The sequence below is a fragment of the Streptomyces sp. NPDC040718 genome, from assembly GCF_055593565.1.
Genome location: NZ_JBVIXO010000017.1, coordinates 28,770 through 52,369, shown reverse-complemented (window position 1 = coordinate 52,369; position 23,600 = coordinate 28,770). Strand labels below are relative to the sequence as shown.

The following is a 23,600-nucleotide window of genomic DNA, read 5'->3' as shown; positions in this document are numbered from 1 at the left end:
AGGCCTCGCAGCGGGCTACGGTGGCGGCCACCCCGTACCAACCACCCTTGATGAAAGGCAACTTGTGAGCATGCGTGACGATTCGCAACCGGTGCCGACCCCGCGGTCCGAAGACCTGGAGCAGCTGCTGGTCACAGCCGCGGATCTGGCCGGCGCAGGCCTCGGCGACTTCACTGAGCTGGCATCGCCCTCGTCCGATGAGGACCCGCCGCCGATGACCGCTTCGGCCCCCGAGCTCACGGCGCTGCTGAACAGGGCGTTCGGCGACAAGGCCGCGAGGGAGGTCAGGACCTCGTTCATGAACTCCGACTCCTCGATCGTCGTCGACGAGGGAGTCTCGGAGCGGGCAGCGGGCGCGGCCGGGGCCTGGATGGCCGACATGCGGCAGGTGTACGCCCAGTGCGCCGCCTGGACGATGAGCGTCGGCGATCAGGAGATCACGGTCCAGGTGGTGGATCCGGCCGGTGATCCGAGCGAGCCGCTCAAGGTGGAGCAGAGGTTCGGCGACGAGGCCCTGATGCGCACGATGCTCGCCGGTGCCGCCGGGCAGCAGGCGCAGATCACCACTCTTCTGGTGCGCCACGGCGACCGGGCGCTGGAGCTGACGTTCCGCAGCCTGGCGGGCGAGCCCGGTGGGCCCGGGGCGGCCCGCCTCGCCGCCGGGATGTCGAAGTTCCTGGAGCTGGCACCGGCGAAGTTCCTGGGCCCGCCGCGCGGCTAGGTTCCACGGCTGGAGCGCGCGTCGGGCGGATGCCGCCGCCCGACGCGCGGGGCGGTCAGCCGGTGCGGAGCGTGGTGGTGTACACGTCCGTGCGGTTCTGCGGCGCGTCGGAGTGGGTCTCGGTCAGGACCGCCCGGACTCCCTTCCCGTCTGCCACGAGGCCCTGGTAGTCGCCGAGGAAGTAGCCCCCGGCGAACGGCGCCTGCAGCCAGTCGAAGACCCGGGAGATCCGCCGTTCGGTCCGGTGCTGCGGATCTCCGTGCGGCAGCGTGGCCAGCTGGTAGGCGGTGGGCAGGGTCGCGGTGTCGCCCGGCTTGAGGAAGCGCAGGTCGTAGTAGGAGAGCGCGACCGTGCCCCGTTCGTCGACCGCGATGGACGGGGAGAAGGCCGGGACGTCCTCGGGGCTGATCAGCTCCGGGGTCCCCCAGGTGCGTCCGCCGTCGGTGGAGCGCACCAGCTGGATGGAGTCGAACCTGCCGCCGGAGAAGTCCGCGCCCTCGTAGGCCATGTAGAGCGTGCCCGTCTTCGGGTCGATGGCCGGGCTGGGCAGGGTGGACCCGGCGCGCAGCGGCTTCTCCGGGTCGTTCGGGTCGACTTCGGGTACGGAGCTGTCCCGGGCCACGGTGACCGGGGCGCTCCAGGTCTTCCCGGCGTCCGTGGAGGTGACCACCTGGTAGTGGGCTTCGGTGACGGTGGCCAGGTCGTCGGCGTAGGTGATCCGGTCGAAGAAGTCGTACAGGGTGCCGGTGCGCCGGTCGACGACGACCTGATGGCCGATGGTCTGTGTGTTGGGCACGTCGCTGGTGTCGACGAACTCCCGGGCCGTGCTCCAGGTGCGGCCGCCGTCGCGGGTGAGGGAGATGTAGCCCGGTCCGTTGAGGGAGCTCGGGCCGGGCGGGTCGTTGTCGAGGCGGTTCCAGACCTGGTAGGCGGTGCCCTTGCGGACGGGGTCGGCGGTGAGCGAGGGCTTGTCGTTGAAGAACGGCAACTCGTCGACGTGGGTGGTGGTCGGGTTCTGCCAGGTGCGGCCGCCGTCGCGGGAGGTGGCGGCCAGGAGGCCGGTGCGCGTGCTCTTGACGAAGTCGACTCCTTCCCCGCCGGCGTAGACGGTGCCGTCCGGTCCGGTGCTGACCCAGGGGTCGGTGGCCCGCTCGAAGTCCGCGCCGCCCGGGGCGCAGAGGCTGAAGGGGAGGGTGCTCCGGTGGAAGGTCCGGCCGTCCGTGCTCCAGGAGGCGACCAGGCCGCGGGCCCCGCCGTCGTTCCAGCGGTCCTGCTGGAACACGGTGACCACGCGTTTCGGGTCGCGGGGATCGACGGACAGGTACGGCTCGACCTCGGTGCCGGGGTAGACCACGCTGTCGGGGGAGACCGCGCCGATGGCGCAGTCCGCGTACGGGTCGCCGTGGGACACCCTGACCAGTGGCGCGCCGCCGGGGCTCCCGTCCGGGTCCGCCGCGGCGCGGGTCGCGCCGGTGACCGTGGTCAGCAGGAGCGCGGCGGTGGCGGCAAGGGTCAGGGGCACGAACGGGCGCATGCGGGATCTCCTCCGGGCCTGGGCGGCGTGGGGCACGGAAGGGAAACTCCGCTCGATCCTTTTCGGCGTGCCGGCCGGTGCGCTTGATGGGCCGGAAGGCGTAGTCGTCCGGGGTGGGACCTCTCCCCGCCCCGAACGAGCAGGTCAGGGGCGGTCCGGTCGTGGCGGGAGCGCCCCGGTCGTACGGTGGAAGCAGCAGGAGGAGCCGCCCCGCAGCCCCCTGCGAGCGGTGGCCGCCCGACCGGTCACGACGGCTCGGACGGCTCAGCAGATAAGCCCTCGCCGGGCCGGTCCGACGGCCCGGCGCCGTTCCCGCGCGGGTCCGGCAGCGCCAGGCTCCGGACCGCGTGACGATCCCGCAGAGGCAGGTACGCCCATGCGCACGTCCACCCGCGTCCTCCGGACCCGGATCGCCGGTGTCCTCACCGGCCTGACCCTCGCCCTCGGCGGCGCCGCCCTCATGGCACCCTCCGCGCACGCGGACGTCACGGCATGCATCAACCAGGTCGAGCGCGAGCTGCGTGGCGGCGAGGCCCCGGAGTCCGTCCGGATGGCCTGTCACGCCGGTCAGACCGGCAACCACGACCAGTGCGTGTCGAGCCTGACCAAGGGCAGCGGAGTCACCAACGGGACCGCGGTGAGCGCCTGCCGCCTGGCTCCCTAGTAGACAGCGGCCGCAGGAAGCAGGTGTCTGCCATGCGTACGTCGACCCTCATCACCGGTGTCCTCACCGGCCTGACCCTCTCGCTCGGCGGTGCGGCGCTCGCCGCCCCGGCCGCGCGGGCTGACATCCCCGCATGCGTGAACATGGCGGCGCAGGCGGGTGCCGGCGCCACCGAGGCCGTCACGGCGGCCTGTACCCGCGGGGTCCACGGGGACCTCCCGGGCTGTGTGGACGGGCTGACCCAGGCCGGAGTGCCGGGTGGCGCGGCGAGCGGGGCATGCCGGCTCGCGGCGACCGAGCCGAGGTAGCCGGACCCCTCGGCGCGACGGCGGAGCGACGGCCGGGTCCCCTGCCCGCAGTGCGGGCAGGGGACCCGGCCGTCGCTCCGGTCCGCCGGTTCGTCAGGTGACCGTCTGCCTGCTCCCGTCGGGCAGCGTGCAGACGGTGCCGCCGTAGGGGATCTGCGTGACCTGTCCGCCTGCGGCGGTGCATTCGTCCCTGGTGATGTCCGGGGACGCGGCGGCCTGGGCGCTGACGGCACCCATGGCGCTGACACCCGCAAGGATTGCCGCGGCCAGAGCGAGACCCAGCTTTCGCGCACGCATGTCTCTCCTCCGATCAGGCGCCGGTTCCGGCCTCCTGGAAGGACAAGGACATCTCACGCCGACGGCGCCTACCACCAGCATGGGCGACCCGCAGGGGCCCCGCGAGGCGGGATCTCGGTCCTCCCGCCGGCGTCATGCCGGTCCGCCGCGTCCGCGCCCGGCTCCCGGTGCGGCGGGGCGCGCGCCGGTCATGAGCGCGGTGTAGAGCAGCAGGGACGCGGCCAGCCCCACCGCCCAGCCGTAGTCGGCGAGGGGCTTGAGGACGGGGATGAGGCCCTCCTCGGGGAACGGGCCCTTGCCGGGGGCCGAGTGGGAGCCGCCGATGGCCAGTACCCCGCCGACCGCGAAGGCCGCCAGTGCCCGGAGGTTCCAGCCGCCCGTGTACCAGTACGGGCCTCCCTCCCGGTAGAGGTCCGGCAGCGAGAGCCGGGTGCGGCGCACGATCCAGTAGTCCGCGATGAGGACGCCGGCGACCGTGCCGAGGAGCCCGCCGACCAGGCCCAGCCAGGTGAAGATGTACAGCTCGGGGGTGGAGGTCAGTTTCCACGGCATGATCAGCACGCCGACCACTCCGGTGATGAGCGCGCCCCGGCGGAAGTCGATCAGGCGGGGGGCCAGGTTGGCGAGGTCGTAGGCCGGGGAGACCACGTTGGCCGCGATGTTCACCGAGATCGTCGCGATCAGTACGGTGACCAGGGCGAACAGCAGCCCGAAGACGTTGTCGGTCTTGGCGACGAGCTCCACCGGGTCCCAGATCGGGGCGCCGTACACCGCCTCGGAGCCGGAGGTGACGAACACCGACAGCAGCGCGAAGAGCGTCATCGTCGTGGGGAGCCCGAGGGTCTGTCCCAGAATCTGGGAGCGCTGGCCGGCGCCGAAGCGCGTGAAGTCGGGGATGTTGAGGGACAGGGTGGACCAGAAGGCGATCATCCCCATGAGCGAGGGGAAGAAGACCGGCCAGAAGTCCTCGCCCCATCCGAGGCGGGACGGCTGGTCGAGCAGTTCGCCGAAGCCTCCCGCCTTCAGCCCGATCCACACCAGCAGGGTCAGCGCGCCGACGATGACGAAGGGCGCGGCCCAGTTCTCGAAGCGCCGCAGGGCCTCCATCCCCCGGTAGATGATGGCGAGTTCGAGGGCCCAGAAGACGATGAAGCACAGCCACAGCGTCCACGGCTCGCCGCCGATCTCGGCGGCCCCCGCCCAGCCGCCGAAGATCTTGCCGAGCAGGACGAAGATTCCGGACCCGCCGATCCAGGTCTGGATCCCGAACCAGCAGCAGGCGACGGCCGCCCTGATGAGCGCGGCCATGTTGGCTCCCCGCACCCCGAACGAGGCCCGGGCCAGCACCGGGAACGGGATGCCGTACTTGGGGCCGGCGTGGCCGGTGAGGAGCATCGGCACGAGCACGACGAGGTTGGCGAGCGCGATCGTGAAGACGGCCTGCTTCCAGTCCATCCCCAGGGCCACCAGCCCCGAGGCGAGCAGCCAGGAGGGGATGTTGTGCGCCATGCCGACCCACAGGGCCGTGAAGTTGTACGTGGTCCAGCGCCTGGCCCCGACCGGTACGGGGAGGAGGTCGGGGTTGGCGAAACGGCCGTCGGAGGGGACTTCGCCGGGGGCGAGTTCGACGCGGTCCCCGCTCTCGGCGGTCGGGTGGTGGTCGGGCATGTGCGCACGCCCCTTCGGGTCGGTCGGAGGCCTCGGGCGGAGATCTCGGTCAGGGCTGGACACCGGTTCGCGGTCCATCGTGTCCTCCCGGGGCGCTCCGGGGCGAGAGGGACACCACCTCCTTTTCACTGCGCGCGCGGTGCGGCGCCCCTGCTCAGAGCCAGCCGTGGCGCTGTGCCTGGAGGGCCATCTGGAAGCGGTTCTCGGCGCCCAGGCGGGCCATCAGGATCTGGAGCCGGCGGAAGAAGGTGCGGCGGCTGATGCCCAGTTCGCGGGCGATGACCTCGTCGCCCGCTCCGCCCGCGAGGAGGCGGAGCAGGCGGCGGTCGGCCGGCGGCAGGCCGGCCGGGCGGGTGGCGCGGCCGTGGAAGGGCAGGGCTTGCTGCCAGGTCTGCTCGAACAGGGCGAGGAGGGCGGAGAGCAGGCCGCACGGCTGTACCACCAGCATCGTGTTGTGGACGTCCGCCTCCCTGATCGAGAGGGACACCAGCGCGTACGCCTCGTCGATGATCACCAGCTTGACCGGTACCGCCGGCGCCACCCGGGCCTGCTCACCGGCCTCGATGCACGGCTCGATGGCCGTCTCCAGCTGCCCGGGCATCTCCAGTGACGCCTTCGAGTAGACGACCCGCTGCGTCACGCCCCGGGCGAGGGTCGCCAGCGCGTCGTCGAGGGCGCCCGCCAGCGGGAAGTAGGGCGGCGAGTCGAGCTGGCGGATCTGCGCGCGGGCGCTGGTCCAGGCCTGGCGCATCCTCGGGCCGATGGCGTCGCCGGTCACCACCTCGACGAGGTCGTCGTTGTACGCCGCGAGCCGCTGGCGGCGGAACGATTCGAACGCGCCGCCCACGGTGACGCGCGACCCTTCGAGTTCCGCCGCCCGGTGCCTGGCGAGGATCTCCAGGCCCGCCGCGGGAGGCACCGGCGCCACCACGTCCGCGCCCTTGGCGGCGGCGCTGGCCAGCCCCGCGTCGACCAGTTCCCCGTACGCCGCGGCGAACTCGGCCGCGTCCAGCCCCGCCGCCTCCCCGATCTCGGTGAGCGGGGCGGGGGCCAGTTCGAGGAGGGACAGGTACACGCGGCCCGCCGCGGGGCCGATCCCCAGCATCCGCAGGGCCTCGTCGAGTTTGGGGTTCGCCATGCACCGCATTATCGACGACCGCCGGGCCGCGGTGGCCGATCGGTGCCACTGGCACCACCGGTCCTCCCGAGCGTGCCGTCCCGCAGTACCGTCCGGGAACCGCCGGGAACTCTCGGCAGCCGAACCCATCCGGAAGAAGGTGCACGACGTGGCGAAGGCTCGCAAGAACGGCCTCTACTCGGGGGTTTCCGAGGAACTGTCCGCTCTGATGAGGACGGGCTGGGCGGACACCGAACGGCACGGCCTCCCGCTCGACGAGCAGGCCCCGTACGCGGCCGGACGTCGCGCCGCGCTCTCCGCGCTCTTCCCCGGCGAGCGGCTGGTGATCCCGTCCGGCAACCTCAAGACCCGCTCGAACGACGACACCTATCCGTTCCGCCCGTACTCCGGCTACGTGCACATGACCGGGGACCAGGCGCGCGACTGCGCGCTCGTCCTGGAACCGCGCCCGGACGGCGGCCACGACGCGTACTGCTACCAGCTGCCGCGCGACGGCCGGGACACCGACGAGTTCTGGCTGGGCTACACCGCCGAGCTGTGGATGGGCCGTCGCCGCTCCCTCGCCGAGTCGGAGGACGTCCTCGGGCTGCCCTGTCGCGACGTCCGGACCGCGGTGGACGACCTGGCCGCCGCGCCCGCCGTGCCCACCCGCATCGTCCGCGGCGTCGACCCGGCGCTGGAGGCCGCGGTCACCACCGATGCCGGGCGCGACGGTGAACTGGAGGAAGCGCTGAGCGGGCTGCGCCTGGTCAAGGACGCCTGGGAGATCGGCGAGATGCGCAAGGCGGTGGACTCCACCGTGCGCGGGTTCACCGACTGCGTCGGTGAACTCTCGCGGGCGGTCGCGTCCTCCGAGCGGTGGATCGAGGGCACCTTCTTCCGCAGGGCACGGCTGGAGGGCAACTCCGTCGGCTACGGCTCGATCTGCGCGGCGGGCGAGCACGCCACGATCATGCACTGGACCGACAACGACGGGCGGGTGCGCCCCGGCGACCTGCTCCTGCTCGACGCCGGCGTGGAGACGCACACCCTCTACACCGCCGACGTCACCCGCACCCTGCCGGTCAGCGGCACGTTCACGCCCGTGCAGCGCAAGGTGTACGACGCGGTGTACGAGGCCCAGGAGGCGGGCATCGCCGCCGTGAAGCCGGGGGCCTCGTACCGTGACTTCCACGTGGCGGCACAGCGGTACCTGGCGGAGAAGCTCGTCGAGTGGGGCTTCATCGAGGGCCCGGCGGACCGCGCCCACGAGCTCGGCCTGCAGCGCCGCTTCACGATGGCCGGCACCGGCCACATGCTCGGACTGGACGTCCACGACTGCGCCCAGGCCCGCAACGAGGAGTACGTCGACGGCGTGCTGGAGCCGGGCATGGTGCTCACGGTCGAGCCCGGCCTGTACTTCCAGCCGGACGACCTCACGGTTCCCGAGGAGTGGCGCGGCATCGGGGTCCGGATCGAGGACGATCTGCTGGTGACCGCCGACGGCAGCGAGAACCTCTCGGCGGGGCTGCCGCGCTCGGCGGACGAGGTCGAGGCGTGGATGGCCCGCGTCGCGGGCTGACGGAAACCGGCGCCCCGCCGTCCGCGGGGCGCCGGGCCGGCCCCCTCCGGGCCGCCTGCCGGCGAGCTCGTCACGACGGGCGGTGCCACGTGATGCGGGTGGCGCACAGGGTCACGAGGAGGGAGGACGCGGCGACCGCCGCCATGCCCCGGACGAGGTCGCCCGCACTCGCGATGAAGCCGATCAGGGCCGGTCCGGCCAGCAGGCCGGTGGTTCCCATGGCGGCGACCAGGGCGAGTGCGTCGGGGCCGTGCCCCGCGGCGGCCACGTATACGCAGGGGGTCACGGCGGCCGCTCCGAGGCCGACGCAGGCGAAGCCGATCAGGGTCGGCACGAGTCCGCCCGTCAGCAACGCGAGCGCCAGCCCCGTCCCGGCGAGGGCGCTGCCGGCGCGGACGACCCGCCCGTCGCCCCAGCGGCTGCGCAGGCCGTCCGCGAAGAGGCGCGCGGTCACCATCGTCACGGAGACGACGGCGATGCCGAGCGGCGCGATCTGCTCGGAGGCTCCGACCACCGTGTCCAGGTAGAGCGCCGACCAGTCGTTCATGGCGCCCTCGGTCACGGTCGCGAAGGCCATCGCGGATCCCATCCACAGGGCCGCGGCGGATACGACGGTCCGCGGCCTGCGGGTCTTCTCCCCGCCGCGGTGGGATTCGTCCGGCAGCAGCCGGGGCCGGGCCCAGGCCAGCGACAGCAGCAGGAGGACGCAGGCCAGCCCGAAGTGGGCCGGCAGGCTCGGGGTCAGGGTGGTGACGCCGGAGGCGAGGAGCGCCGCGCCCAGGGCTCCGGCGCTGAACGCCGCGTGCAGCCGTGCCATGGCGGTGCGGCCGTGGGCCGCCTCCAGGGCGGCTCCCTGCGCGTTCATGGCGACGTTCAGACAGCCCACCGCGATGCCGTCGCAGCAGATGACCACCAGTGCGGCCGGGTAGTTCGGGGCCAGTGCGAGGGCGGGCAGGAGCAGCGCCAGGACCGGGGCCGAGAGCAGCAGGAGGCGGCGGGAGCCGAGCCGTCGCATCAGGGCGGTCACGAGCGGGAAGGAGGCTGCCGCGCTCGCACCGCAGGCCATGAGCAGGAGGCCGAGTCGCGCCTCGGACAGGTCGAGCCGCGTGCTGAGGGCCGGGAGCCTGGACGCCCAGGTGGCGTACTGGAATCCGAGGAGGCAGAACACCGACGCGATGGCCAGCTGGGCGCGGGGGAAGGGGATCAGGGCAGGGGTGGCTGTCATGTGGGGCGGTCGGCTTCCCGGATCGGCCTGGACATGTAGACGGCGTTCCCGCCGTAGTGCTGTGGTGGTGTGACCTCGTCCTGGGGGCGGTAGCCGCGGGCGGCCCAGAAGGTCTCCATGCCGGAGACGGCGACGAGGGAGATCCTCCGGTACCCCGCCGCCCGCGCGGTGGCCGAGAGGTGGTGCAGGAGGGCCTTGCCGTAGCCCCTGCCGCGGAGGTCCTCGGCGACGACGATGTCGTGCAGGTGCAGGTTGTCCGAGCGGTGCAGGGTGCGTTCCGGCCGGAGGAGGTCGGGGCAGCGGCTCGCCGGGTAGGGGAAGGCGAGCACGTATCCGGCGAGCCGGCGTTCGTGGTGGAGGCCGAAGCAGGTGGCCGGCGAGGCCTTGCCCCTCGATTCCAGGGCGGTCCGGCCTTCCGAGAGTCCCCGGGGTCCGTACTCCGCGCCCTCCAGTGCCGCTATGGCGTCCCAGTCGGCCGTGGAGATGCCGCGTATCCGTGTCCCGGCAGCCATGGGCTACGCCTCCCGGTGGTGGGGCGGGCGGAGCGGTGTGGTCCGGCACGCGTGCACCATCTCCGCCCACGAGTCGACGAGGTGCGCGAAGTCCGCCATGTCCGCGCGCGCCTCGCCGAGGAGGCGCGGGCCCCGCAGGCGCAGGCCTTCGGCGAACTCCGCGTACGCTCCGCCGAGGGTGCGGTAGGAGCGGGTGAGGGTGTCCAGGCGCCCGACGTTCTCCGCGTCGTCGAGGCCGGTGCTCTGCCGGACGAGTGCGGCCACCCGGTCCGCCCGGAGGCGGTGGTGCCCGTCGAGGAGAGAGGCGCCCGCCAGCGCCATGCGCTCGTGGAGGAACCGGAAGTGGAGCATGGACAGCAGGAACTTGGTGTACCGGGTCTGGTAGGCGGTGAAGCCCGCCCCGGTCTTGCGTTCGTGGGTGTGGAAGTTCACGATGTGCCGGTTGTGCAGGACGCCGGGCAGGCCCGCGTGGTGCACCAAGTGGAAGAGGAAGTAGTCGCTTCCGATGGTGTCGGTCGCCGGGGGCAGCGGGACCCGCTCGTGGACCTCGTGGTGGAAGGCGATGTTGCACATGTCGACCCGCATGGGGTCGACGAGGCCGAGCACCGTGTGGTCGTGGGTGAACGGCTCGGTGCCGGCGCCCTTGAACGACTCGGCGACCAGGTCCGCCCGCTCCTGGTCGGACCAGGTGGCGGGCGCCCACAGGCCGACGACCTCGCGGTGGACGTCGGGTGCCCGGCGCTGGAGGTCGGCGAGGTCGACGGACGGTTCGCCCACGAAGGAGGCCCCGGCCATGACCACCGGCCGGTCCGCGTGGTCGGCGGCGAGCGTGTTCTCGGTGACGGAGGCGGCCGCGTCGCCCGCCGTCTTCCCCAGGTGGGCCAGTTCGTGCTGGATGGGGAAGACGGGCTCGCCGTCCCGCTCCTGGTACCGGCTGTCGGAGTCCCGGCGGTGGACCGAACGGCAGCCGAGGGCGGCGGCGATGAGGAAGGCTCGGTTGGTGCACGCACCGTAGGAGACCGCGGACGGCAGCATGAGGCCGAGCGTCCGGTCGGGGTCGGCGAGGCCGGCCCGTTCGATCGCCGCGCGCAGGAAGGCCCCTTGCTCCGCCTCGTCAAGGTGGTGTGCGATCACGCCCGGTGCGAGCCCGGCCGCCCGGACGGCGCGTGCGTGTCGTGCGTACGCGGGCCGGTCGGCGGAGTCGAGGACCAGCAGGTGGACCTCGGCCCCGAAGTGGCGTGCGGCGTGGGCGGCCTCGCGGCCGACGGCCTCGATCGTGTCGGTGCAGGGCCGGTTCGTGGGGAGGGTCAGGCAGATCTTGTCCACGTCGTTTCTCCTGTTCACTGCGCCGGCGCGGGTGCGGTGCTCCAGGACCGGAGCCCCAGCAGCCTGCTGCCGAGGTCGTTCAGGGCGGCCCTGTCGTACCGGAGGGATTCGTGCCGTGTGGCGTCGCCGACGAGGGTCCCGTTCCAGTCGGGGGTGGCGAGCCGGCGCCAGGATTCGATGCGGGAGCGCCGCAGCCGGGTGTGTTCCTCCAGGGCGGGCATCATGGAGAGGTACTGGACGGCCCTGACCCGGTGTGCGGAGGTGTTGGGTGCGACGCCGTGTGCCAGGTGTCCGTTGAAGATGAGCAGGTCGCCGGCGGCGAGTTCGGGCCGGATCACGGGGAACTCCGCGCGGTCGATCGCGGGCCTGATCGGATCGCGGTCGGCGGGCTGGGCCGCCTTCCACTGGTCGAACCGCCGGAACAGCTCCGGCGCGCACTGGAAGCCTCCCGTCTCCGGGTGCGTGTCGTCGAGCGCGATGATTCCCTGGACCCGCTGCGGCGGCACGCCGAGCGTGCTGTCCACGTCCCAGTGGAGGTCGATGTCGAAGCCCCGGTCGGTCGGTTCGATGAGGGCGCGGTCGCGGTTGCCGACGTTGGGCGGGTTGAGGTTGAGGCGGTCGAGGGTCACCCACAGCTCCTCGCAGTCCCAGACGTCGACGAACGCGTCGTAGACGCGCCGGGTCTGGCGGCTGTCCCAGATGAGCTGGTGGTGATAGGCCTCGACGAATCCGTAGATGTGGAGGTGCCGGTCCAGTTCGGAACGGAACTCGCGTTCCGCGTACCATCCGTCCGGCCGGTCGGGGTCCAGGCCCTGGAACTCCCACGCGAACTCCAGGAGGCGCCGGGCGGCGTCGGAGGATATGGCGTTCCGGACGATCACGTAGCCGTCGGTCTGCCACGCGGCGAAGTCCTGTTCGGACAGCACGCGTAAGGGGCGGGTCTTGCGCAGGTCCCGCAGCCGGACGGGCGAGAGGTAGGTCTCGCCGTCGGCGCTGAAGTAGGGGAGGTCCGAGGCGGCGCGGTACAGGTGGCCGGGACGTTCGGGATGTTCGGGGTTCTCAGGGTGCACGGGGTGCTCAGGGTGTTCGAGGGCGTCGAGGGTCGGCATGCCACGCTCCATGGTTCACAGCGCCCGGGGTGAGCGGACGGGCCGCTCCCCCGGGGTCCTCGTGTCGTTGTCGGTCGCTTCTCGCGGTTCGGTTCAGACGGCGCCGAGCAGCACTTCTGCCGCGGCGATTCCGCTGACGCGCGTGGCGCCGTGCGTGTTCAGGTGGACGGCCGCGGGTGCGGCGCCCGACGGGACGCCCATCTCGACGACCACCGCGTCGGGGCGGCTCCGCACCAGGCCGTCCAGGGCCCGCTCCATCCAGGAGTGCCGGGCCGCGTCGCGTACCACGACGACCAGGGCGCGTCCCTCGGCGGGGGCCAGCGCCGCCCGGTCGAGGGTGTCGCGCTGTGCCAGGTCCGATTCGCCGAGCCGTACGGAGGTGGTGTCCGGGCGCAGTGCGCGCAGCGGGTCGGCCACGCCCCAGGGAGTGCCGCCGTCGATGGCGAGGTGGGTCGCGGGTGCCAGCTCGACGACGTGGGGCGCGCCCGCCAGGGGCAGGGACGTGGGGGCGTCCGGCCGGCGGAGCACGCGGACCGCGCGCCGGGCTGCCGCGAGGCCGGTGTCCCGGCCGGCGTCCCGGTCCGGTTCGGCCTGCGGGAGCCGGCTCGACCAGCCGGCGAACTCGGTGACGCGGCCGGAGGCTTCGATCAGCCGCTCCTCGGGCAGTTCGCCGTCGAGCACGGCGCGGGCCAGGGCCTCGGCCAGTGCGACGGTGGTGGCTTCGTCGGCGCTCTCGCCTCCGACGCACACCGCGTCCGCGCCGGCGGCGACGGCCTTGACCGTCGCGCCGGTGATTCCGTAGAGGCCGGATACGGCGCCCATCTCGATGCCGTCCGTGATGACCAGGCCGGTGAACCCGAGTTCGTCGCGGAGGAGGCCTTCCACGATCCGGGGGCTGAGCGTGGCCGGCAGCGCGTCGTCGTAGGCCGGGATGAGCATGTGGGCGGTCATCACGCTGCGCACGCCCGCCTCGACGGCCGCCCGGAACGGCGGCAGGGCGACGCGGGCGATGGTCTCGGCGTCGGCGTCGAGACTCGGCAGGCCGTGGTGGGAGTCGACGGTGGTGTCGCCGTGGCCGGGGAAGTGTTTGGCGCAGGCGGCGACGCCGGCGGACTGCAGGCCCCGGATCCAGGCGGCGGTGTGGCGGGCCACGGTCTCGGTGTGTGCGCCGAAGGAGCGGACGCCGATCACCGGGTTGAGCGGGTTGGAGTTCACGTCGGCGCTCGGGGCGTAGTTCAGGGAGACGCCGGCCGAGCGCAGTTCGATTCCGAGGTCGTGGGCCACCCGGAAGGTGAGGTCGGGGTCGTCGACGGTGCCCAGGGCGAGGTTGCCGGGCCGGGAGGATCCGGTGTGCCTCTCCAGGCGGGTGACGTCGCCGGCCTCCTCGTCGACCGCGACGATGAGGTCCGGGTTCTCGGCGCGCAACGACGCGGTGAGCGCCGCGACTTGTTCCGGGTTCTGGATGTTGCGGCCGAAGAGGACGACGGAGGTCAGGCCGCCGGCGATCCTGCGGAGCACCCAGTCGGGCGCGGTGGTGCCCACGAAGCCCGGCTGGAGCACCGAGTTGGCGAGGCGGATGAGTTCGGGGTGGCGGTGGTCGGGCATGCGGGTCCTTGCGGAGAGGGAGGCGTGGGGGTGGTCGGCGGCGCTACGGGCGGGTGCCCGCTGCGGGGGTGTTCCCGGGCGGTGTCGGGCCGGTGTTGAGGCGCTGTTCGAGCACGGTGTCGGCGCGGCGGCCGGCCGTGCGGGGGGATTCGCCCGTCAGTACGTCGGTGAGCAGGGTCTTGACGGGGTTGGGTGCGGCCTCGACGGTGGGCCAGCGGGGGTCGACCGGGGTGGTGTGCCCGTTGGCCGCGGCCTCGGCCTGGACCCGGACTCCGGGGTGGTCGATCGTCCGGGCGAGGGCGAGCCGGTTGGGGAGCACCCCGTTCGCGGTCGCCAGGCGCTCCTGGTAGGCGGGGCCGGTCAGCCTGGCGACCCAGTCGGCCGCGAGGGCGGGCTGTCGGCCGCGTTCCGCGACGGCCAGGTGCGATCCGCCGAGGAAGACGCTGCCGGGGCGGTCCTGTGTGGTCCCCGGGACGGGGAACATGCCCAGTTTGCCGCGCAGTTCGGGGTTGATGCGTTCGGCGTCGGCGAGTTCCCAGGGCAGGCCGATCATCTGGCCGACCTGTCCCTTCGCCAGCACCTCGTACTGGAAGGGGTGGGCTTCGTCCTGGTCCTTGGGGGCCTGGGAGTACGACTGGAGCGCGCGGTAGTACCTGAGGGCGTCGGCGGCGGGCCGTGTGCTCAGGCCGCCCCGCCAGCGTGTGCCGTCGTACTGCGCGATCCGTCCGCCGCGGTCGTGGAGGAGCCCGGACAGCACGTACCAGTTCTGGCCGGGGAGGTGGATCGCCTGGAACCCGGGCTCCGCCCGGTGGGCCCGTGCGAGGCGCCGGGTGGTGTACAGCCATTCCTCCTGGTCGCGCGGCTGCGTGAGTCCGGCTTCGGCGAAGAGGTCCTTGCGGTAGATCACCACGCGTGAGGCGGCGTACAGCGGGATGCCGTACTGGCGCCCCTGCCAGTTACCCGACTCGCGCAGGGAGGGGATCCATTCCCCGGCGCCGAGCCGGTCGGACTGGTCGGAGAGGTCCTTCAGGAGCCCCTTGGCGGCGAAGTACGGTGTCGTCGTGGTGCCGGTCTCGACGACGTCCGGTGCCTCGTCGGAGTTCAGGGCCGCTTCCAGCCTTTGGTCGATCCCCGGCCATCCCTGCATCCGCACGTTGACGGTGACGCCGGGGTGGGCCTGCTCGAACTCCTCGGTGAGCCGCTCCACTTCCGGCTGGGGGACGGAGCCCCACATCAGCCAGACGGTGAGCTCCCTCGCCTGTGAGGGGCCGGGTCCGGCCGCGGCGTTCGCCGCGGCCGCCGGGCTCAGCAGGAGGAGGCAGGCGAGGAGGGCCGCGGCGTGTCGCAGACGTCGTGGCATGTCGTTCCTCTCTTGGGTTCAGGCGGTCGGTTTGCGGGCTTGGAGCACGAGGTAGGTGGGGACGGCCCGGCGGGCGGTGCCGGTCCGCTGGTCGCGGAAGTTCTCCGGCCTGGGCCGGCCTTCCGACAGGGCGGTCAGCGGCAGCCCCGCCTCGCCGAGGGCCGCCACGTACGTCTCGACGGTGCGGTGGACCTTGCGCACGGAGGCGCCGAGCCACTCGCAGTCGCGCGGGCCCTCGTCGAAGTAACCGCGCACGCGCATCTCGGACGGCACGCCGTCGTGCCAGTCGCCGTCGTAGGCGCAGGTGACCACGGGGTGTTCCACCGAGACCACCAGGGTGCCGCCGGGGACGAGGCAGCGGCGGACCTCGCGGAGCAGCGAGGGCAGGTCGTCGAGGTAGTGCACGACCATGCGGGCGGTGACGACGTCCCAGGCTCCGGGTTCCGCGGAGGTCCAGGTGGTGAGGTCGGCCTTCTCCAGCGTGCCGGGGTCCAGGCGGGTGGCGGCGAGGGCGAGCATCCGGGCGCTGCCGTCGACGCCGTGGTACCGGCGTGCCCCGGCGGCCAGTGCGGCCACGCCGAACCGTCCGTCGCCGCAGCCGAGGTCCAGCACGGACCTGCCGCGCAGGTCTCCGGCGAAGCGCGTGACGTAGGGCTCCTCCAGGGTGGCGTTGCCGTCGTCGCCGGCGGCGCGGGCTTCCTGGTACCGGGGGAAGACCTGTTCGTCGTCGTAGAAGTCGGGGCCGTAGCCGTAGGTGTCGTGCGTCGTGGACACGCGTTCTCCGTGGCGGTGAGGTGGGGCGTCAGTGGGAGACGGGGTGGACACGGCCGTCGTACGAGCCGGCGAGGAAGCGGCCCGCCCCGGTGTCGTAGGTGAGGGAGGAGATGCCGGCGGTCGTGACCCGGGTCGTGGTCCAGGTGCCGAGGTCCACGTCGTACACGGCGACCAGGCCGTGGTAGGAACCGGTGGCGACGAACCGCCCGTCAGGGGTCGCGGCGACGGACTTGATCGAGTGGTCGTGCGGCGTGGTGACGACGGTGGGTTCGAAGCCGCGCCACAGCCGCAGCTTGTAGTCACGGCTGACACTGGCGAAGTCGCCGTCGGGGAGGGCCGCGCAGCCGTTGGCGATGCGGTCGTGGGCGTCGTCGACGTGGTGGAGTTCGGTGAGGGTCTCCACGGAGAACCAGGTGGCGCTGCCGTCGGCGCAGACGGAGAAGATCCGGTCGCCCGACACGGCGAGGCCCTTGACGGCGTTGCCGTGGAGCCGCAGGGTCGTCTCGTGGCGGAAGGTGCCGTCCGCCGCCACGGAGAAGACGATGCCCTCGCCCGTGTAGGCCCCGACGACCACGTGCGGGACGCCGTCGCGTTCGAAGGCCGCGCCGCAGTTGAGCGGCGAGCGGTGCTGGTGGAGCACTTCGCCGGTCATGGCGTCGAACACCTTGCCCATCTGGCCGCCGGTGACGACGCGGCCGCCGACCGGGGTGAGGAAGTTGCACAGGCTGCCGGTCTCGCTGTGCGGGGTGCCGTCGACCCAGAGCACTCCGGCGTCGCCGATGGTGAGGGTGCGGTCCGCCTCCACGTGCACCGCGTTCACGCACGGGGTGCCTTCGATGCCGTCGAGGTTCCATTCCTGTGCCGCGACGCGGTAGGTGGCGTACGTGGACCCGAAGGTGGCGAAGGCGAGGGTGTCGCTGTCGAGGAAGGCACAGGACCGCGGCCAGACCTCCGGCGGCAGGGAGGAGGTGGCCACCGGGGCGAGCCCGCCGGAGGTGTCCCACACGCGCAGGGTGCGGTCGTAGCTGAGGCTGACCAGCAGTTCCCGGTCGGCGTTGTACACGAGTCGCTTGATGCCCGCCTCGTGGGCCGGGTGGGTGGTCGTGGCGCCGTCGGCGATGGCGATGATCTCGCCCTCGTCGTTGCCCGCGTAGATGGCGCCGGAGCGGGTGATGGCGACCGTGTCGGTCTCCACGCCGTCGAGGTCGATCTCGGCGAGCATGCCGCCCGTCTCCAGGGACCACCGCTTGATGGTGCCGTCGTCGCTGGAGGAGACCAGCTCGTCCGTGCCGGTGACCCACTCGACGGATATGACGTCCGCCGTGTGGCCGGTGAAGGTGGCCTGGAGCACGCCCGCGAAGTCGAACACCCGCACGTGGTGGTCGCGTGAGGCGGTGGCGATCAGCTGCTTGGCGGGGTGGAAGACGGACATCTCGACGTCGTCCTTGTGGTCGGCGAGTACGGCGACCAGCCGGAGGTCGGGGACCGACCACAGGCGGGCCGAGTAGTCGCTGGAGGAGCTGACCAGGTGGCGGCCGTCGGGGCTGAACGCCGTCTGGTTGCTCAGGTGGTCGTGGGTGGCCCGGGCGAGGGCCCGCTTGTCGGCGGCGTCCCAGAGGATCAGCTGGTTGTCGTAGCCGGCGGTGGCGACGTACCGGGTGTTGTGGGCGGCGACGCCGCTGATGGGGCCGTAGTGGCGGATCATGTGAGTGTCTCCCTCGGTGTGCGGTACGGGGTGGAGGAGTTGGACGGGTGTCAGGCTTCGGCGGACTGTGCGCGCGGGCTGCCGAGCCGGTGGGGTGCCAGGCCGCCGGTGAACCGGTAGCCGAGGCCGCCCAGGGCCACGAGGCAGGCGAGCACCACCCACAGGAGCGCGGCCCGGCGCTCGACCAGTGCGCCGACGAGCGCGGGCCCGGTCGTCGCGGACACCGTCCAGGTGAGGTTGAACAGGGACAGGAAGCGGCCGCGGGCCCCTGGCGGGGCGAGGGTCGCGGAGAGCGCCACGATGGCCGGGGTGGCGGTCATCTGGCCGGTGGTGAAGAGGAGCACGGCGCCCAGCACGAGGGCGATCGAGACCGCTCCGCCGGTGAGCGGAACGAGGGCGAGCAGGCCCACGGTGGCGAGCATCAGCACGGCCGCCCAGGAGATCACGCGGCTGCGGGCGATGGTGCCGAGCCGGGCGGTGAGGGTGGACTGCACGGCGACGATGAGCAGCGCGTTGACGGTGAGCGCGGTCGACGGCAGCCAGGCCGGCAGGTCCTGCACCTCCACGAGGTAGACCGGGAGGATGAGGGTGGGGATCAGCCAGCCGAAGGTGAGGGCGGTCTGGGAGGCGAGGACGCAGAGCAGGATCCGGTCGGCGAAGACGGCCCTCCAGCCGGACCGGGCCGGTTCCGGCTGCGGTTCCGCCGCCCCTGCCTGCCCCTGCTCCGGTCCCTGTGGCGGTCGTGCCGCCGTCCCGCCGTCCGGGCCCGGGGGCTTCACCGGATCCGCCGGTCGTACGGGCTTCCAGAAGAGCAGGGCGGTCAGCACGCTGGTGGAGGCGTTGACGACGACGATCAGCATCCCCGCGCCGGACCAGCCGCCGGCCAGCAGCAGTCCGCCGGCGACCCCGCCGACGGCGACGCTGGCGTTCTTGCCCGCCGCCGTGAACGCGTACCAGCGGTCGAGCTCGGCGCCTTGGGCGAGGTCGGCGACGAAGGCCGGCCAGGCCGCCCAGTACATGCGGTCGGCGCACAGGACCACGAGCATGCTCGCCACCAGGGTGGGGAGCGAGTCGACCAGGAGGTAGCAGAGGTACCCCGCGGCGGCGAGCAGGTTGTTGGAGATCAGCGACGCCCTGGGGCCCCACCGGTCGACGGCCATGCCCGCGAGCGGGGTCAGGGGTATGGACAGCAGCGTCGCCACGCTGGTCCCCAGTCCCACCTGCGCCACCGTCAGGTCGGTGGTCATCAGGAAGAACAGGAAGGAGAGCGGGGTGAACATGCCCGCGCCGAAGGTGTCCAGCGCCGTGGCGGCCACGATCCTGCCCTGACCCGACAGGTCGGGGACCCCCAGGGCGCGGCGCCACCGCGCGGGCGCGTCCGGCGCGGCCGGCGTCGGCCGGGTCACGCCGGTGCCACCTCCGTCAGGGCGATCCGGTGGCCGGCGTGCAGGACCTTGGCCTCGATGTACCGCCGGTTGCCGGCGCCGAGGAAGACGCCGGTGCCGACCGAGTCGTGCACGGCGATGCCCGATGCCTTCAACTGGGCAGCCTTGTCAGGGTTGTTGGTGAGGAGTCGGATGCCTTCGACGCCGAGCGCCCGGAGCATCTGCACGGCGACCCGGTAGTCCCGTTCGTCGTCCGCGAAGCTCAGGCGGCGGTTCGCCTCGAAGGTGTCGAGCCCCTGGTCCTGGAGGACGTACGCGTCCAGCTTGTTGTAGAGGCCGATGCCCCGCCCCTCCTGCCGGAGGTACAGCAGGACGCCGCCATCGGCCAACCGGCCGGTCGCCTCCTGGAGCTGGGGCCCGCAGTCGCAGCGGCCCGAACCGAACACGTCGCCGGTGAGGCACTCCGAGTGCAGGCGCACGAGGGGCACGGGGGCGATCTCGTCGCCGAAGACGAGCGCGAGGTGTTCGCGGCCGTCGATCAGCCCGGAGAAGGTGAACATGCGGGCTGTCAGGGTACGTCCGCCCGCCTCGATCGGAACGGACACCTCCGCGCGGATCTCGCAGCGGGGGACGTCGGATGCGGGGGTTTCGTCTACGGGAAAGGCCGTGGCCATCGGTGTTCAACACCCTTCATGGGTTCGTGCCGTGGGGGTATGCGGGGGCCGGGCCGCGCCCGGGCATGGGGGCGCGGCCGGGGACCGGAGCCTGGGTCCGGTGTCGGCGCGGTCGGCTCAGGTGGAGAGGGCGAGCCCGGGGTGGCGCCAGATGTGCCGGGCCGCGGGCAGTCCGGCCAGCCGCTCGCTCGGGAGGGCGGGCACCGGCCCGTGGGTGCGCCGGTCGTCCCGGCCGGCCGTGAAGGCCTGCTCGGCGAGGTCGGTGAGGCGTGCCGCGCGTTGTTCGATCCACAGCCGGTGGCCGGGGTCGTCGGCCGTGCCGCCGAGGATCAAGCTGCGCAGGGCGACACGGATGAGGACGGGAGAGGGCGGGTGGTCGGTGGGTGGGGTGTGCAGGCCCAGCAGGTAGCCGCCGTGCCAGATCTCCTCGCACAGCCACAGCAGTTCGTCCGGTACCCGCAGGCCGGAGAGGGCTGCCCGGGCACGGGTCCACAGTTCCCGCGCGCGCCCGGCGGCGGGTGTGCCGCGCAGGTACGCATCGCGGGACAGGAACAGCGGCTCGTCGCCGGCGCCGTCCGGGGCGGTGAGGACCACGTGGGCGTGGCCGTGCGGGCGGTGGACGAGGACCCGCGGGGGTTCCGGCAGTGTGCCGGAGGTTGCCGGACGCCCGGTCTCCGCGTCCTGGACGTCGTCGGCGAAGCAGGCCGAATGGCGGGGCCCGAAGCGGTCGTTGCCCATGATGCTGGTCGATCCGACGTGTTCCACCAGGTGCGGGACCGAGATCAGCACCCGGCGGCGACGCGCGGCCAGTTCGCGGGCCACGACCACGTCGTCGGGTTCCGGCCGGGCCCCTTCCGCGGGCACCGCGGACAGCAGCGCCGTCACGTCGTGCCGGGGCAGGAGCAGCGCCAGGGTCGGCACCCACTCCCCCGGTACGGCGGGCACCCAGGAGGCCCCCTGGAGTGCGGCGGCCCTGGTCGCGGCGCCGTTCCACGAGTTCCAGTTGGCGTAGAAGGCGAGCGGCGCGTCCGGGTGCTCCCCGACCGCCTCCTCCACCCGCCGGACGAAGTCCCGGCAGAGCTCGACGTCGTCCTGGAGCACGAGGTGGTGGGTGGCCGCGGCGCCGATCCGGGACCAGGCCGCGCGGGCGGTGCGCAAGGTGGTGGGCGGCCCGTGCGGGTCGGGGTCGACGGCGATCGCGGCCTGCCAGGGCCGCAGGGCGTCCGCGAGCCGTCCGGCCTCGTCCAGACGCCGGGGATGGGCCATGATCGCTGCACTGATCACGGGCGCACGCCCGGTGGCGGGGGTCAACGGGACACCCCTTCCTCGTTCCCGGGCGCGGTCGGCGCGGCGCCCGCCACCGCGGGGTCGGCCGTCTCGCGGACGCTGTGCCAGCCCCGGTCGCCCCGTGCCCATTCCCACACGGCGCGGTACACGGCCAGGGCTCCGACCAGGTGCCACGGCACGACCAGGGTCCAGGCCAGGCCGTCGGCCCGGTCGCGGTACTCGGCGGTGCGCCGGGCGCCCAGGACGCAGGCCGCGTCCGCCGCCAACACCGCGGCGGCGGCCTTGCGGGCCCGGGGTGAGACGACGGCGGCGGCGAGGAGCGCCGGCATCGCGGCCCTGGCCGCCATGCTGCCCACCGTGACCGCCCCCAGCAGGCGTCCGCGCGGGGAGAGTTCGGGCCAGGACACGGCCACGGCCCGCAGCTGCCCCCTGGCCCACCGGGCGCGCTGGCGCAGGGCCGCTCCCGTACGGTCGGTCGAGCTGACCCGCGACGGCCGTCGCAGGAAGCCGGTGGTGGCGCCCTCGCTCATCAGCCGCAAGGACCAGTGGTAGGACTCCTCGACGTCGTCCGACACGATAGGGCGCACCCGGTCCCAGGTGGCGCTCCAGGCGTAGACCGAACTCCCGGCGACGACGTGGACGCCGGCGGCCCGGGCCAGTCCCCGCACCGAGGCGTGCCACACCGTGTCCTCGGCGGTCTTCACGCGTGAGGTCAGCCGCGTACCGGGCTCGCCGACCTCCTCGGCCTGGACGAGTGCGTAGCCGTGTTCCAGGGCCCAGACCGCTTCCGCCGGCTGGCCGGGGTCGGGTACGACGTCGGCGTCGACGATGGCGACGACTTCGCCCTCCGCGTACGGGAAGGCGTGGTTCAGGGCGGCGCCCTTGGGCCGCATGCCGGGCAGCCGCAGGATCCGCCAGTCGAGTTCGGGGCGGCCGGCGGCGGCCCGCGCGTCCTCGGCCTGCTGCGCCTCGCGTGCGTGCTCCGGGCCGTCGGCGACGAGCCACAGCACCTGGAGCAGCTCCGCGGGGTATTCCAGCTCGGCCACGGCCCGGGCCGACCGGGCGAGCGTCGCCTCGGTCTCGCGGTGGAACGGCATCAGGAGGGTGAGCCGGCGGGTGGGCCGCCAGTCGGATGGGGGCGGGGCCGCGGCGTACGGGCGCAGCGGCCAGGTGGGGACCAGGATGTCGGTCATCGGTGCCTCGACGCGGCCAGCGGAGAGGTTAAGAACCTGCGCTTCTTCGTTCTCGACCGGGACAAAGCGACTCCTCCGTGAGTGACTGTCAGGTTCCAGCTGTAGGTTGGTCCGACGGTGCACCGGATCTCATCCGGTGGAAGGTTCCGCAGAGGGCGGACACACAGATCGACGAGGCCGTCGAGACCGGTTGGCTCCAAGATCGACGGCACGCATTGGACTGTACCAATCGCCCGGCGCCAGGCCAACCCTGTTCTTCGGGCGGTGCGGTCGGCCCGTTCCGCCCTCGCGTCCACGCCCCGCTTCCGCTCAGAGGAGCCTTCCCGTGCCCCGTCCTTACGTCCTGCTCTCGGCCGCCGTCTCCCTGGACGGCTGCCTCGACACGCCTCCCGGGGAGCCGCGGCTGCTGCTCTCCAACGAGGAGGACTTCGACCGCGTCGACTCCGTGCGCGCCTCCTGCGACGCGGTCCTCCTCGGAGCCGGCACGCTGCGGGCCGACGATCCCCGGGTGCGGGTGGCCTCCGCCGCGCGGCGCGCGGCCCGCGTCGGCGCCGGACTCCCCGAACACCCCGCGAAGGCCACCGTCACGCGCAGCGGCGACCTCGACCCGGGCGGGCGGTTCTGGCACCACGGGGGCGCCAAGGTCGTCTACGCGGTGGGCCGCGCCGCCCGGGACAGGGCCGTGGCGGCCGTCGGCGACCTGGCCACGGTCCACCTGGTGACGGAGGACGACGTGTGGCCGCAGGTCCTCGACCACCTGCACGGCCTCGGCGTGCGCCGGCTGATGGTCGAAGGCGGCGGCCGGATCCACACCCAGTTCCTGCGGCAGGGGCTGGCGGACGAGCTGCAGCTCGTCATCGCCCCGGTCATCGTGGGCCGGCCGGACGCACCCCGGATGTTCGGACCGGGGGACTACCCGGGCGGGCCGGAGCACCGGCTGGCGCTCGCCGGGACGCGGACGATCGGTGACGTGACCCTGCTGCGCTACGCCGCCCACCGCCGCCCGGGAGCCGGGGAGGAGGCCACCGCCGCCGACGCGGCCTGGCTCGGGGACGCCTGCGCACTCGCGGGGGCCTGCCCGCCCTCCGCCACGGCCTTCTCCGTCGGGGCGATCGTCGTCGCCGCCGACGGCCGCGAGCTCGCGCGGGGCCACTCCCGCGAAGGGGGCGATGCGCGCGTCCACGCGGAGCAGGCCGCGCTCGCCAAGGTGCGCGGGAATCCCGACCTGGCCGGCGCCACCGTCTACAGCAGCCTGGAGCCCTGCGGACACCGCGCCTCGTACCCGCACCCGTGCGCGGAACTGATCGCCGGGGCCGGGATCCGGCGCGTGGTGACGGCCTGGCGGGAGCCCGACACCTTCGTGCCGGACGCGAACGGCACCGAACGGCTCCGGGCGCGGGGCATCACCGTGGTGGAGGCTCCCGAGTACGCGGAGGCGGGCCGGGCGCCCAACAGGCACCTGTCACCCGGGGAGTGACGTAGCGGCGTGGGCCGCCGGCGCCGCCGGCGGCCCGGCCGGGAACCCTGAACGGGCTCGCTCCTTCGTGTGGCCCC

At 73.2% G+C, this 23,600-nt stretch carries 21 protein-coding genes; 5 read left to right on the top strand and 16 right to left on the bottom strand.

Going from position 1 to position 23,600, the window contains the following annotated elements; all coding sequences use genetic code 11:
• Nucleotides 1–70 precede the first annotated feature (70 nt).
• Entirely contained in the window at nucleotides 71–721 is a 651-nt protein-coding gene (locus tag ACZ597_RS30715) for a hypothetical protein (RefSeq protein WP_471337010.1), read from the top strand.
• 55 nt (nucleotides 722–776) lie between these two features.
• Here ACZ597_RS30715 and ACZ597_RS30710 read toward each other — a convergent pair whose 3' ends face one another.
• Nucleotides 777–2,255 (bottom strand): sialidase family protein, encoded by a 1,479-nt coding sequence (locus ACZ597_RS30710; RefSeq protein ID WP_471337007.1) that lies wholly within the window; start codon nucleotides 2,253–2,255, stop codon nucleotides 777–779.
• A 376-nt stretch (nucleotides 2,256–2,631) separates the two neighbouring features.
• On the opposite strand from ACZ597_RS30710, the gene ACZ597_RS30705 reads away from it, so the two are divergent.
• Nucleotides 2,632–2,919 carry a hypothetical protein gene (locus tag ACZ597_RS30705; protein ID WP_471337004.1) on the top strand — a complete coding sequence of 96 codons (288 nt, stop codon included), beginning with the start codon at nucleotides 2,632–2,634 and terminating at the stop codon, nucleotides 2,917–2,919.
• Nucleotides 2,920–2,951: 32 nt separating this feature from the next.
• Nucleotides 2,952–3,227 (top strand): hypothetical protein, encoded by a 276-nt coding sequence (locus tag ACZ597_RS30700; RefSeq protein ID WP_471337001.1) that lies wholly within the window; start codon nucleotides 2,952–2,954, stop codon nucleotides 3,225–3,227.
• A 93-nt stretch (nucleotides 3,228–3,320) separates the two neighbouring features.
• On the opposite strand, the gene ACZ597_RS30695 is transcribed toward ACZ597_RS30700, so the two are convergent.
• The 3 genes from ACZ597_RS30695 to ACZ597_RS30685 all read right to left on the bottom strand — a co-directional run bounded on the left by ACZ597_RS30695 (nucleotide 3,321) and on the right by ACZ597_RS30685 (nucleotide 6,330).
• A complete protein-coding gene (locus tag ACZ597_RS30695; protein WP_471336998.1) occupies nucleotides 3,321–3,524 on the bottom strand; it encodes a hypothetical protein in 204 nt (67 codons plus the stop codon).
• A gap of 132 nt (nucleotides 3,525–3,656) precedes the next feature.
• Nucleotides 3,657–5,192 carry an NCS1 family nucleobase:cation symporter-1 gene (locus tag ACZ597_RS30690; protein ID WP_471336995.1) on the bottom strand — a complete coding sequence of 512 codons (1,536 nt, stop codon included), beginning with the start codon at nucleotides 5,190–5,192 and terminating at the stop codon, nucleotides 3,657–3,659.
• Between the two features lie 154 nt (nucleotides 5,193–5,346).
• Nucleotides 5,347–6,330, bottom strand: coding sequence for a LuxR family transcriptional regulator (locus ACZ597_RS30685; protein WP_471336992.1), 984 nt, complete (start codon nucleotides 6,328–6,330; stop codon nucleotides 5,347–5,349).
• A gap of 148 nt (nucleotides 6,331–6,478) precedes the next feature.
• Here ACZ597_RS30685 and ACZ597_RS30680 point away from each other — a divergent pair, with 148 nt between their 5' ends.
• The gene (locus ACZ597_RS30680; RefSeq protein ID WP_471336989.1) at nucleotides 6,479–7,891 is read left to right on the top strand and encodes an aminopeptidase P family protein; all 1,413 of its coding nucleotides are present in this window, start codon (nucleotides 6,479–6,481) and stop codon (nucleotides 7,889–7,891) included.
• Between the two features lie 70 nt (nucleotides 7,892–7,961).
• Here the strand turns inward: ACZ597_RS30680 and ACZ597_RS30675 are convergent, their stop codons facing one another.
• From ACZ597_RS30675 to ACZ597_RS30620, 12 genes are all read right to left on the bottom strand, one after another.
• Entirely contained in the window at nucleotides 7,962–9,116 is a 1,155-nt protein-coding gene (locus tag ACZ597_RS30675) for an MFS transporter (RefSeq protein ID WP_471336986.1), read from the bottom strand.
• The gene (locus tag ACZ597_RS30670) at nucleotides 9,113–9,628 is read right to left on the bottom strand and encodes a GNAT family N-acetyltransferase (RefSeq protein ID WP_471336983.1); all 516 of its coding nucleotides are present in this window, start codon (nucleotides 9,626–9,628) and stop codon (nucleotides 9,113–9,115) included. The genes ACZ597_RS30675 and ACZ597_RS30670 overlap by 4 nt, the downstream gene beginning before the upstream one ends.
• A gap of 3 nt (nucleotides 9,629–9,631) precedes the next feature.
• Nucleotides 9,632–10,954, bottom strand: coding sequence for a DUF6271 family protein (locus ACZ597_RS30665; protein ID WP_471336980.1), 1,323 nt, complete (start codon nucleotides 10,952–10,954; stop codon nucleotides 9,632–9,634).
• A 14-nt stretch (nucleotides 10,955–10,968) separates the two neighbouring features.
• Nucleotides 10,969–12,063 carry a phytanoyl-CoA dioxygenase family protein gene (locus ACZ597_RS30660; RefSeq protein ID WP_471336977.1) on the bottom strand — a complete coding sequence of 365 codons (1,095 nt, stop codon included), beginning with the start codon at nucleotides 12,061–12,063 and terminating at the stop codon, nucleotides 10,969–10,971.
• Nucleotides 12,064–12,156: 93 nt separating this feature from the next.
• Nucleotides 12,157–13,668: a glycoside hydrolase family 3 protein gene (locus ACZ597_RS30655; RefSeq protein ID WP_471336974.1), complete on the bottom strand. Its 1,512-nt coding sequence runs from the start codon at nucleotides 13,666–13,668 to the stop codon at nucleotides 12,157–12,159.
• Between the two features lie 43 nt (nucleotides 13,669–13,711).
• Nucleotides 13,712–15,028 carry an extracellular solute-binding protein gene (locus tag ACZ597_RS30650; protein ID WP_471336971.1) on the bottom strand — a complete coding sequence of 439 codons (1,317 nt, stop codon included), beginning with the start codon at nucleotides 15,026–15,028 and terminating at the stop codon, nucleotides 13,712–13,714.
• Between the two features lie 18 nt (nucleotides 15,029–15,046).
• Nucleotides 15,047–15,802 (bottom strand): class I SAM-dependent DNA methyltransferase, encoded by a 756-nt coding sequence (locus ACZ597_RS30645; RefSeq protein ID WP_471336968.1) that lies wholly within the window; start codon nucleotides 15,800–15,802, stop codon nucleotides 15,047–15,049.
• Nucleotides 15,803–15,830: 28 nt separating this feature from the next.
• Nucleotides 15,831–17,507: a WD40 repeat domain-containing protein gene (locus ACZ597_RS30640; RefSeq protein ID WP_471336966.1), complete on the bottom strand. Its 1,677-nt coding sequence runs from the start codon at nucleotides 17,505–17,507 to the stop codon at nucleotides 15,831–15,833.
• Between the two features lie 50 nt (nucleotides 17,508–17,557).
• Nucleotides 17,558–18,913: an MFS transporter gene (locus ACZ597_RS30635; RefSeq protein WP_471336963.1), complete on the bottom strand. Its 1,356-nt coding sequence runs from the start codon at nucleotides 18,911–18,913 to the stop codon at nucleotides 17,558–17,560.
• Nucleotides 18,910–19,566: a GTP cyclohydrolase II gene (locus ACZ597_RS30630; protein ID WP_471336960.1), complete on the bottom strand. Its 657-nt coding sequence runs from the start codon at nucleotides 19,564–19,566 to the stop codon at nucleotides 18,910–18,912. The genes ACZ597_RS30635 and ACZ597_RS30630 overlap by 4 nt, the downstream gene beginning before the upstream one ends.
• 117 nt (nucleotides 19,567–19,683) lie before the next feature.
• A complete protein-coding gene (locus ACZ597_RS30625; protein WP_471336957.1) occupies nucleotides 19,684–20,850 on the bottom strand; it encodes a hypothetical protein in 1,167 nt (388 codons plus the stop codon).
• Between the two features lie 23 nt (nucleotides 20,851–20,873).
• Entirely contained in the window at nucleotides 20,874–22,046 is a 1,173-nt protein-coding gene (locus tag ACZ597_RS30620) for a glycosyltransferase family 2 protein (RefSeq protein WP_471336954.1), read from the bottom strand.
• Nucleotides 22,047–22,371: 325 nt separating this feature from the next.
• Between ACZ597_RS30620 and ACZ597_RS30615 the strand changes: the two genes are divergently transcribed.
• Complete coding sequence (locus tag ACZ597_RS30615; RefSeq protein ID WP_471336952.1) at nucleotides 22,372–23,523, top strand: dihydrofolate reductase family protein; 1,152 nt, start codon at nucleotides 22,372–22,374, stop codon at nucleotides 23,521–23,523.
• The last annotated feature ends 77 nt before the right edge of the window (nucleotides 23,524–23,600 follow it).